The 10,752-nt window shown below is 67.4% G+C and carries 10 protein-coding genes and 1 pseudogene; all 11 read left to right on the top strand.

The window, feature by feature from the left end; genetic code table 11:
• Window positions 1–440, top strand: a pseudogene (locus tag ABIR74_RS01820) (hypothetical protein); the annotation flags it as partial.
• Window positions 437–1,171, top strand: coding sequence for a GntR family transcriptional regulator (locus ABIR74_RS01815; RefSeq protein ID WP_348174903.1), 735 nt, complete (start codon window positions 437–439; stop codon window positions 1,169–1,171). The pseudogene ABIR74_RS01820 and the gene ABIR74_RS01815, both read left to right, overlap by 4 nt.
• Window positions 1,168–1,485, top strand: coding sequence for an EthD domain-containing protein (locus ABIR74_RS01810; RefSeq protein ID WP_348174902.1), 318 nt, complete (start codon window positions 1,168–1,170; stop codon window positions 1,483–1,485). The genes ABIR74_RS01815 and ABIR74_RS01810 overlap by 4 nt, the downstream gene beginning before the upstream one ends.
• Window positions 1,482–3,170 carry a dihydroxy-acid dehydratase gene (gene ilvD / locus ABIR74_RS01805; protein WP_348174901.1) on the top strand — a complete coding sequence of 563 codons (1,689 nt, stop codon included), beginning with the start codon at window positions 1,482–1,484 and terminating at the stop codon, window positions 3,168–3,170. The genes ABIR74_RS01810 and ilvD overlap by 4 nt, the downstream gene beginning before the upstream one ends.
• 3 nt (window positions 3,171–3,173) lie before the next feature.
• Window positions 3,174–4,007, top strand: a complete 834-nt coding sequence (locus ABIR74_RS01800; protein WP_348174900.1) for a TIM barrel protein — start codon at window positions 3,174–3,176, stop codon at window positions 4,005–4,007.
• A 17-nt stretch (window positions 4,008–4,024) separates the two neighbouring features.
• Entirely contained in the window at window positions 4,025–4,321 is a 297-nt protein-coding gene (locus ABIR74_RS01795) for an L-rhamnose mutarotase (RefSeq protein WP_348174899.1), read from the top strand.
• A complete protein-coding gene (locus tag ABIR74_RS01790; protein WP_348174898.1) occupies window positions 4,314–5,711 on the top strand; it encodes a hypothetical protein in 1,398 nt (465 codons plus the stop codon). Before ABIR74_RS01795 ends, ABIR74_RS01790 begins: the two co-directional genes overlap by 8 nt.
• Complete coding sequence (locus ABIR74_RS01785) at window positions 5,708–6,841, top strand: mandelate racemase/muconate lactonizing enzyme family protein (RefSeq protein WP_348174897.1); 1,134 nt, start codon at window positions 5,708–5,710, stop codon at window positions 6,839–6,841. Before ABIR74_RS01790 ends, ABIR74_RS01785 begins: the two co-directional genes overlap by 4 nt.
• Window positions 6,842–6,953: 112 nt before the next feature.
• Complete coding sequence (locus tag ABIR74_RS01780) at window positions 6,954–8,114, top strand: mandelate racemase/muconate lactonizing enzyme family protein (protein ID WP_348174896.1); 1,161 nt, start codon at window positions 6,954–6,956, stop codon at window positions 8,112–8,114.
• Complete coding sequence (locus tag ABIR74_RS01775) at window positions 8,111–8,896, top strand: SDR family oxidoreductase (RefSeq protein WP_348174895.1); 786 nt, start codon at window positions 8,111–8,113, stop codon at window positions 8,894–8,896. The genes ABIR74_RS01780 and ABIR74_RS01775 overlap by 4 nt, the downstream gene beginning before the upstream one ends.
• A 188-nt stretch (window positions 8,897–9,084) precedes the next feature.
• Window positions 9,085–10,665, top strand: a complete 1,581-nt coding sequence (locus tag ABIR74_RS01770; protein WP_348174894.1) for an ABC transporter substrate-binding protein — start codon at window positions 9,085–9,087, stop codon at window positions 10,663–10,665.
• The last annotated feature ends 87 nt before the right edge of the window (window positions 10,666–10,752 follow it).

Below are 10,752 nucleotides of genomic sequence, written 5' to 3'. Positions count from 1 at the left end.
TCGAGCAGCGCCTGGTCGAGCTCAAGGCAGCCGGCGAGCCCCGGACGACGTGGAACCCGGTCGTGCTCCACGTGCGCTGGGCAAAGGAGGTAGAGGAGCGGGTTGCCAACGGCACGGTGGAGCGCTTCGTCGCGGCGCCGGTTCAGGCGCTCCGGATCGGGGACGCGTGCATCACGGCCTGGCCGTCCGAACCGTTCTGCGAGCTCGGGCTCGAGGTGAAGGAGCGCTCAGACGCACCGTTCCCCGTCACGCTCGGCTACTCGAACGACGTCGTCGGCTACGTTGCGACCCGCCGGGAGTACCCGTTCGGCGGTTACGAGCCGGTTGTCGCGCAGCGTCACTACGGTCGCTCCGCACCGTTCGCGCCCGAGGCCGGCGAGCTGCTCATAGAGCAGTCACTCCAGCTGACCTCCGAGCTGTTCGGATCTGCGACAGCGTGAGCTCCGAGCCGAGAAATGGGGGGCGGGGCCAGGGCTCCCTCGTCGACTCTGCGATGGAGCAGATCAGCTCGCAGATCCTGCACGGTGAGCTCGTGCCGGGTGACCGGCTCCCGACCGAGCGGGAGCTCGTCGAACGACTCGGCATTTCGCGGACGGTGCTGCGCGAGGCGTTGTCCAGCCTCGAGGCGCTCGGGCTGCTCGAGACCCGTGGCACCCGCGGTCGCTTCGTCGCTGCCGGTGGCTCGTCCGACCGGAGCAGGGCGCTCGTCGGGGCGTGGCTGCACCAGCATGCGCAGGAGATCCTCGAGGTCGACGAGATCCGATCGGTCCTCGAGGCCCACGCGATCCGCTCGATGTCCGAGTGGGATGCGATCGATGCAGCCCAAATCGGGAATGCGATCCTCCGAGATCAAGCCGACGCGGTCGAGCGAGCTGATCCGGTCGCGGCAGCGGACGGCGACGCCGCCTTCCATCGCGTGCTGAGCTCGTACACCCAGAACGGCGCGCTCAAGGCGCTCATGGAGGGCCTCGTCGGTGCGAGTCGCAAGGGTGCGTACGCGGCCTATTCTCTCCCCGACACGGCGCACCGCTCGCTCGAGCAGCATGGGCTCATCGTCGACGCTCTTGCGGTGTCCGACGTGGTCGGCGCCGCGCAGTTCGCACAGGAGCACATGCTGGACGTCGCCCGAAGGTACGCGGCGACGCAGCACGAGTCGAAGGACGGATCGTGATCAGGCGGATCAGCCTGGTGCGCAAGCGGCCCGAGCTGACGCGGGAGGAGTTCGCTGCGCGCTGGACCGGAGAGCACGTCGAGTACGCGAGGCGGCTGCCCGGACTGCGGGGCTACGTGATCCACATCCTCGACGGTGAGGCCCCGCCGGTCGACGGGATCGCGGTGACGACGTTCGATTCGCGGGCGGACGCGGAGCGCGCATTCGCCGATCCCGAGCTCGCCGCAGGGCTCGGACGCACGAGAGACGATTTTGCGGCGTCGGTCGACGTGTTCTTCGCCGAGGAGCACATCATTGTGAAGGAGGAGACATGAGCAAAGCGGATCGCGGTAGGAAGCGGAGCCTCGAGGTCACGGGAGGGCCGCCCCAGGCGGCCGCCCGCTCGATGCTCCGGGCGATGGGTTGGACGACCGAGGATCTTCAGCTGCCGCAGGCAGGCGTGGCGGCGACCTGGAATCGCGTTACTCCCTGCAACATGCATCTCGACGAGCTGGCTCTCGCCGCCGCGGACGAGCTGAGGTCGCTGCAGGTCCTGCCGCTCGTCTTCCACACGATCTCCGTCTCCGATGGGATCGCGATGGGCACCGAAGGCATGCGCGCCTCGCTGCCCTCGCGCGACTGGATCGCCGACTCCGTCGAGCTGGTCATGCTCGCCGAGCGCATGGACGGCCTCTTTGCGATCGCGGGCTGCGACAAGACGCTTCCCGGGATGATGATGGCGATGATCCGGCTCGATCTGCCGTCGGTGTTTGCGTACGGAGGCTCGATCAGGCCCGGGTGCTTCCGTGGCAAGGACGTCACGATTCAGGACGTCTACGAGGCGATCGGGGCGCAGGCGACCGGGAAGATGAGTCTCGAGGACCTGACCGAGCTCGAGTGCGTGGCCCTGCCGGGCAAAGGGTCGTGCGCGAGCATGTATACGGCGAACACGATGGCGAGCGTCTCCGAGGGGCTCGGCCTGACCGTGCCCGGGATGGCGTCTCCCGCCGCCGAGGATCCAGCGCGCGAGGCGATCCTGAGGCGTGCCGCTGCCGCTCTCGTCGACGCGCTCGAGAACGACCGCACCCCGTCCACGATCCTGACGAAGGCGTCCTTCGAGAATGCCCTTGCCGTCGCCGCGGCACTCGGCGGCTCGACGAACGCGTGCCTGCATCTGCCGGCGCTCGCCGGCGAGGCGGGAATCGACTTCGGCTTCGCGGACATCGACCGGATCTCGCGACGCACGCCGCAGATCGCCGAGATGCGGCCGGCCGGCCGCTTCATGATGCAGGACCTTCACGTCGAGGGCGGCGTTCCTGTCGTCATGCGGGAGCTCCTCGAGGCCGGGCTCCTCGACGGCGACGCGATGACCGTGACCGGGCAGACGCTGGCCGAGGCGCTCGCACCCGCGACGAGATCTCCGGAGCCGCGCACGCCCGTCCTCCACACGGTCGCCGACCCGGTCAAGACGAGCGGGGGCTATGCGGTGATGTGGGGCAACCTTGCTCCGGACGGCTCGGTGATGAAGGTCGCAAACCAGGCCGCAAACGCTCGTCGCGGACCCGCGAGGGTGTTCCACACCGAGCAGGAGGCATTTACAGCCGTCTCCGACGGGCGCATCGTGGCGGGTGACGTTGTCGTCGTCCGCTACCAAGGCCCGAAAGGGGGGCCGGGGATGCCCGAGATGACGCACCTCAGTGGGGCGATCGTGGGGGCAGGGCTCGCCGAGAAGACGGCGCTGCTCACGGACGGACGCTTCGGTGGGGGAACGCAGGGGATCTCCGTCGGCCACATCTCGCCGGAGGCCGCCGTGGGAGGCCCGATTGCGATCATCCGCGACGGCGACATCGTCGAGGTCGATCCCGAGGGTAATCGACTCCACGTCGAGCTCTCCGACGAGGAGATCTCCGCTCGGCTCGCACTGGTGGAGCATCCGCCTCCGCGCTGCCCCACGGGTGTCCTCGCCAAGTACGCGCGCCTCGTCGGCTCAGCCGCGACCGGCGCCCGCGTCGGAGCGTGACCGGTGGAGCCAGCTCGCGTCTCGTGCAGCGAATACTCGTTTCCCGCCGTTCCCACCCAACACGCCCGGATCGGGATCGTGCGGTTACTCGGCTTCGATCTGGTCGACGTCGCGCTCTTCCTCACCGAGGGGTCGAGCCTGACCTCCGATCCGGGGGCGATCGCAGCGAGTCTCCGCTCGTCCCTCACCGAGCATGACCTTGTGACCGAGGACGTGTTCCTCACGGTGGGCGGGACAGTCGAGAAGATCGCTCCTAACCAGCGAGATCGGGGCCTGCGGGCACGTGGTCGGCTCGAGTTTTCGGCCGGCGCACGGGTCGCGGCAGAGCTGGGCGCTCCGGGTATCACGATCCTGCCCGGGGTCACGTGGGCAGAGGATCCCGAGGCAGCCTGGGCAACCTGCGTCGAGGAGCTCGCCTGGCGGGTGGACGAGGCGAGCGCGCTCGGTGTCGAGGTGAGGATCGAACCGCATGCGGGCTCGATCGCACCGGTGCCGGAGCTCGTCTCGCGGCTCTGCGCAGACGTTCCCGGGCTCCGGCTGACGCTCGACCTCTCGCATTTCGAGCTGCAGTCCGTGACGCTCGATCGGATGCTGACGCTCGTGCCCCTCGCGGGGCATCTCCACGTGAGAGCTGCTAAACCGGGCGCGATCCAGGTGCGATGGCGCGACAATGAGACGGATGTCGGCGCGCTCGTCGCCGGGCTGCGGGAGTCGGAGTACGCCGGGGCGTACTGCGTCGAGTACGTCCCAATGCCGAAATGGAGGTGCGACGAGCTGGACGTCGTCACCGAGGCGCTTGCGACGCGTGACGCACTGGCCGCACTCGGGGTCGTGTGATGGAGAGGCTCTGCCACGTGTTCGAGGTCGCCCCCGGCCGTGAGGAGGAGTACGTCCGGCGCCATGTCGAGATCTGGCCGGAGATGATCGAGGCGATGAAGGCAGCCGGGTTTGCGAACTACACCCTCTTTCGTCGTGGCCTCCGGGTGATCGCCGCCTGCGAGTGCACGCCGGACGTCAACACCTGCTTCGCCCGCTTTGCCGAGCTCGGTGTCGGTGATCGCTGGCAGGCATCAATGGAAGGTCTCGTAGTCGGCCTCACCGACGAGACCGGAAACCTCGTCCGCTACACGGAGGACTGGCACCTTGACTGAGACCACGCGGCCCAGGGTCGGGCTCGTATCGTGTTACTTCACGCTGTTCGACGACCAGATGCCAGCCGGCTTCCGGCAGGAGCGTGAGGCCGTCCATCGTTGCTATGTCGACCTGCTAGGCCTGCATTTCGACGTCGTCGATGCCGGAATGCTGACCTCGGATGCCGAAGGCGAGTCGGCCAATGGGATCCTGCGCGCGGGTCGCCCGGATGTCGTCGTCTACGCGCCGACGATGGCGGCACCGCCGAGCTACGCGGCCCGAGCTCTTGCCGGGCTCGACGTGCCAACCGTGATCTGGAACGGCCCCACCATCGATCGGCTGCCTGACGGCCTGACGCAATCCCAGGCGACGGTCAACTCGTCGCAGGTCGCCGCGGTGATGCTCGCGAATGCGCTCGTCCGGGAGCGTCGAGCCTTCGCGACCGTGACCGCGTCACCCGACGACCCCGAGGGCATCGAACTCCTGACGCGCACCGTGCGAGCGGCTGCCGTCGCGTCGACTCTGCGTGGCGCGGCGGTTCTCCGTGTGGGCTCGTGGTTTCCCGGCTATCTCGACGTCGAGTCGACCACGAGCGAGCTCGCCAGGCTCGGAGTCACCGAGCGCGCGCTCACGGTGCCGGAGCTGAACGACGCCTTTGCAGCCGTGGCAGCCGACCGCATCGACCTCGGCCTCGCCGGGCTCACAGGGCGCGGCTGGACCCGTCGCAAGGGGCCGGCCGACGAGCGGAGCATGCGGCTCGCTCTTGCGCTCGCGGACGTCGCGCACGAGACGAAAGCGGTCGCGGCGACCGTCAATTGTCACTCCGACGTGCTGCGCTGGAATCCGGCGATCGGGATCACAGCGTGCCTCGGGGCCTCACTCCTGACTGCCGGCGGAGTGCCTGTCTCCTGCACCGGCGATCTTCCGACCGCGCTCGCACTCGTGCTCGCTCGAGGCCTCTCCGGCCGCGCTCTCTACTGCGAGTTCTATACGCCCGAACGAGAGACGGGCCTGATGCTGCTCGCGGCTGGCGGCGAGGGAGACCCGGCCTGGGCTGATCCGGCGTACCCGGTCGTCGTCGAGCCAAACGATCACTATCCGGGCGACCAGGGAGCCGGCACGTCGATCTCGTTCAGGCTGGAGCCCGGGCCGGCGACGGCCCTCTCGCTGTCGCCCGTCGAAGGGACATGGCGTCTTGCCTGGGCGACAGGCGAGATCGTCGAGGCACGGTACGAGTCGATGGGGGGCCCGAATGGGATGTTCCGTTTCGACTCCGGTTCGGCGTTCGAGGCCGGTGCACGCTGGATCGCCTCCGGCGCCACCCACCACAACGCGCTCGCGGCAGGACGGCTCGACGTCGAGATCCCGGTCCTTGCTCGAGCGCTCGGGATCGAGGAGGAGCGCGTATGACGACCATCAGCTCGGTGACGCCGATCTCGGTTCGGTACCCCGAACCGAACGACGGCGGCGCGATCCGCCACCTGACGCTCTGCCGCATCGAGGCGAGCGACGGGACCGTCGGTTGGGGGGAGGCCGTGACCTCCTGGCCCGATGCGTGCCGTGCGACGGAGGCCGTGATCGAGGGTGTGGGTCACGAGCTCGTTGTCGGACGAGACCCGCTCGACAACGTCGACATCTGGCGCAGCTGCAAGAGGCGTGCCTGGTGGTACGGGAATCATGGCGGTATCTCCTCCTTCGCGCTCTCGGCTATCGACATCGCACTCTGGGACCTCAAGGGCAAGCTCCTCGGGGTCTCGGTCACGCAGCTCCTCGGCGGCGCGCACCACGAGCGCCTGCCGGCCGTCGCAAGCACGCACCCACGTCTTGCGAGCCTCGAGGAGGAGGCCGACAAGCACGCGGGATACATCGCGGAGCTCGGGTTCCAGGGGTGCAAGTTCGGGCTCGGGAAACGAGGAGACGCCGGCCTCGGCTCGGAGATCGAGCGCGACCTCGAGTTCATGCGACTCCTGCGCGAGCGAATCGGGCCCGATCCGATGCTGATGTGGGACCGGGGAGTGAACACACTCACGTGGGACGTCGGCTTCGCCCTGCACCTTACGACCGCGCTCGAGGAGCACGGCCTGACCTGGATGGAGGAGCCCTTCGAGCCGACCGACCTCGACTCGTTTCGCCGGCTGAAGGCGCGCTGCTCGACGTTGCTCGCCTCGGGAGAGCGCGAGTGGAACGTCGAGGGATACCGTCGTTTCATCGCCGAAGGCGTTGCCGATGTGATCGGCTTCGATCCGGGGCGGGCCGAGGGAATTACCGGCGGCCGGCGGGTGATCGAGCTCGTCGAGGAAGCCGACGTGTGGTTCAACGCTCACGCGTGGTCGAGCGCGATCGTCACCGCCGCGAGCCTGGCCCTGTCGTTGACGACGCCGCGCGTGCGCGTCTTCGAGTTCAAGGCCGAGGAGAGCCCGATGCAGCACGAGCTCGTCGAGCAGCCGATAGAGCAGTCGGGTGGTTTCGTCCGGGCCGCAGAAGGACCCGGGCTCGGAATCGAGATCAGGGAGGAGGTCGTCGAGAAGTACCGCTTCTAGCGGTCGCTCCGGGAAATCCCGACGAAGCGGCGAGAGGAGCAGCGTGTTGACAGGTGCGGTGACGCTCCATACAGTGCGCTGGAACCGTTACCACTACCCAGGCCGAGGAGCGATGACCGAGCTCGAAATGGCGCCGAGTGTGCAGCCCGAGGCGTCCGTCCGCAGCCTGACGATCGCCAGGATCGAGACGATCGCGATCCGTGTCCCGCTCGCGCAGGTTTACCGGGGCAGCCGCTACGAGATGACGCACCGCTCGACGATCGTCACGCGTCTCCACACCGAGGAAGGCATCGTCGGGGAGGCATACTGCGGAGACGAGGACGCGGGGCTTCTCGAGATCGACGAGATCCTGCGAACCGAGATTGCTCCGCGGTTGATCGGCGAGGATGCGTTTCGCGTCGAACGCTGTTGGGAGCTCGCCCGACCCGCCACCTTCGACATCCTCCGCGACCGGAGACTCGGCCTCGTCGCCACAGCCTGCGTCGATGCGGCGATCTGGGACGCGATCGGGAAGGCCCTTGGCCAGCCGTTGCATCGGCTGTGGGGCGGCTACCGGGACAGCCTGCCGGTGATCACGATCGGCGGCTACTACGGGAAGCAGGACATCACGGAGGAGGTCTGTGAGCTCCGCGAGCGGGGTCTCGCCGGGATGAAGTTCAAGGTGGGGGGGCTCACCCCGGCGGAGGACGCCGACCGCTTCCGGATCGCGCGGGATGCGGCGGGACCCGACTTCGTGCTCATGGCCGACGCCAATCAGGGCTGGACGCCGGCCGAGGCAATTCGCTTCTCGCGGCTCGTCGAGGATCTCGACCTGCACTGGTTCGAGGAGCCATGTGTCTGGTCGAACGACCGGCGCGCCATGCGCGACGTCCGCTTCGCCGGAGGCGTTCGTGTGTGCGCCGGGCAAAGCGAGATGTCCGCTGGAGGTTGTCGCGATCTCATGGTCGAGGGAGCGATCGACTTCTGCAACTTCGATTCGTCGTGGTCGGGCGGCGCCACGGAGTGGCGTCGGGTCGCCGCGGCAGCTGTCGCCTTCGACGTGGCCATGGCGCACCACGAGGAGCCGCAGATCGCCTCTCATCTCCTCGCCTCGATCCCACACGGCACGTTCCTCGAGGTGTTCAGTGCCGAGCGCGACCCGATCTGGTGGAACCTCGTCGCGAATCGACCGCCGATCGTCGACGGGATGTTGGCATTGCCGTCTGCACCGGGTCTGGGCTGGGAGCTCGACGCGGACTACATCGAGGCGCACCGCATCTCGCCGCGTTCATGACGGAGCGCGTGGGCGCTCTTCCGGCGCTGGGCAAGGGCCTCGAGAGCTGCGGCGTGCTCGTCACGGGGGCAACGGGTGGCATCGGTGCCGCGGTCGCCCGTGCGTTCGCCGAGTCGGGAGCGCGTGTCGCTGTCACCGATCTCTCGGAGCGCGCGGCCACCGACCTCGCAGCGACTCTTCCCGGAGAGGGCCATGTCGGGATCGGCGCGGACGTCGGGCTCATCGACCGTCACGCGGAGCTCGTCGAAGAGGCAGAAGAGGCGGTGGGGCCGCTCGTCGCACTTGCCCACCTCGCCGCGGTCCTCCGTCGGAGGCACGAGATTACGGAGATCGACGAGGCCGACTGGGATGCGCAGGTCGACGTCAACCTCAAGGCGTCGTTCTTCCTCAACCGGGCCTTCGCCGAACGGCTCCGCGGGGACGGAAGAGGCGGGGCGATCGTCAACTTCAGCTCACAGGGGTGGTGGACCGGGGGCTTCGGCGGCTCGGTCGTCTACAACGCAACGAAGGGCGGAATCGTGACGATGACTCGAGGCCTCGCGCGAACCTACGCGGGGGCCGGAATCCGCGTCAACGCAGTTGCGCCCGGTCTCGTCAAGACGGCGATGCTGACCGACGAACTTGCTCCCGACGTTCTCCAGAGCCTCGTCGACCAGGTCCCGCTCGGCCGGATGGCGACCCCCGAGGAGGTCGCACCCGCCGTCGTGTTTCTCGCCTCGACTCACGCCGGCTACATCACGGGTGCGACGCTGAACATCAGTGGCGGCTGGCTGATGTACTGACCGCGTGGCGGTCCCACGGGTCTTGTCTGACCAAGACTTGACATCCGCGAGTGGATGCTCTTGAATCGCGTACTACGGAAGCAGCTTGTCAGACCAAACGTGTTGCCGGGGCTCTGGTCGGTTGACGCGGACGGCTTTTCGAGCTTTGGCTGGAATCGATCCCAATCCCGATCAGGAGGGAGTTCGGCATGGAGGAGTACATTCAGGGGCTGAGTCGTCTCGAGTTGCTCAAGCGGGGCGCTCTGGGAGCCGCTGCGATCGGCGGAGCTGACGCGCTCCTCCGAGCAGGCGGGGCCGGGGCCGCTGTATCGGCGCCGAAGCCGGGAGGGAAGCTCGTCGTCGGCATCGGCCAGTCATTCGAGGACATCAACGTCCTCACCGCGTTCGGCTACCGCTGGGGCCAGTTGATGGCCTATGCGATGTACGACACGCTCGTCAAGTACGACAAGAACGGAAGGGCCGTACCGCTCCTTGCGAGGAGCTGGAGCACGCCGAACGCCAAGACGACGATCGTGAAGATCCGGCAAGGGGTCAAGTTCCACAACGGCGACCCTCTGCGCGTGGAGGACGTCGTCTGGAGCCTGAACCGCATCCACGATCCGGTCAAGCCGGCATCGAACAACTTCCTCGCTCTCCCGAAGGACATCTGGGGCAAGGCCGTCAAGGTCGACAATCAGACCCTGAGAATCACGACGAAGAAGCCGGCCCGCATGGTCGAGAGCTGGCGCTTCTGGTTCATCATGCCCGAGAACGCCGACGATCTGAATCTCGGCGAGCAACCAATCGGCACCGGACCGTTTCAGTACAAGAACTTCGTCAAGGGAGACCGCCTCGACCTCGAGCGCTTCCCCGACTACTGGAACGGCAGCCGGCCATACCTCAACGAGTTGACGTTCCGGTTCCTCGCCGACGAGTCGGCGCAGGTCGCGAACTTCCTCTCCGGTGACGTCGACTACCTGCACGACATCTCGGTTGCCACGCTGCCGCAGGTGGACGGCAAGCGGAACTCGAAGCTGATCCCTTCCGGACTCTTCTTCCAGTGGTGGCAGCCGCAGATGTACTTCGGACCCCTGAAGGACGTGAAGGTGCGGCAGGCGTTGCAGTGGGCGTTCGACAAGCCGACAGACAACAAGGTGGCCTGGGGCGGTCGTGCCGTGCCAACGTGGAACCCGCTCGAGCGAAGCCCGTATTCGATCGGCAAGGCATGGCCGGGCGGAGGCCCCGCGCCGAGTTACGATCCCGAGAAGGCAAAGAGCATGCTCAAGGCGGCCGGTGCCTCCAACCTGAAGCTGAACATGATGGTCCTCAAGGATCCTGGCCCCTGGAACCGCGAGGGACCGGTCCTGCAGCAGGGCTTCAAGAAGGCGGGGATCAACGCGACACTCCAGGTCCTGCCTGCAGCACAGTGGTTCGATCGGCTCTACACGAAGCGCAACCACGAGGGCATCGCTGTCAACGCCGGCTCGCTTCCGTTCCCGTGGGCCCTGATCGCGAACTACATGATGAAGGCGACGCTCCTGAAGAACCCGCCCAAGTATCCCAAGGGGGCGATTCCGGCGCTCGAAGCCGCCTACAACACCGCGTTCTCGCCGAAGAACGAAGCGCAGTACAGCGCTGCGCTCAAGGCGGTGCAGCGGCTCATGCTGACCCAGGCAGCCGCCTTCCACACGATGATCGCGGCGAACCAGAACGTGGCACCGAAGCGCCTGTTGGGTGTGGACTCGACGCCGATCGGAGACCAGCGATTCGACGGTGCGTACCTCGCCTAGTGGCGAACTCCGTAGCGGCTGAACGGCGGACGGTGGGGGGCAGATTGTCCCCCACCGTCTTCTGCTGATGCGATTCCTCACTCCCTT

The sequence above is a fragment of the Gaiella sp. genome (assembly GCF_039915195.1).
GTDB lineage: Bacteria > Actinomycetota > Thermoleophilia > Gaiellales > Gaiellaceae > Gaiella.
The sequence above is the reverse complement of the archived record's forward strand: the minus strand, read 5'-3'. Positions and strand labels throughout refer to the sequence as shown.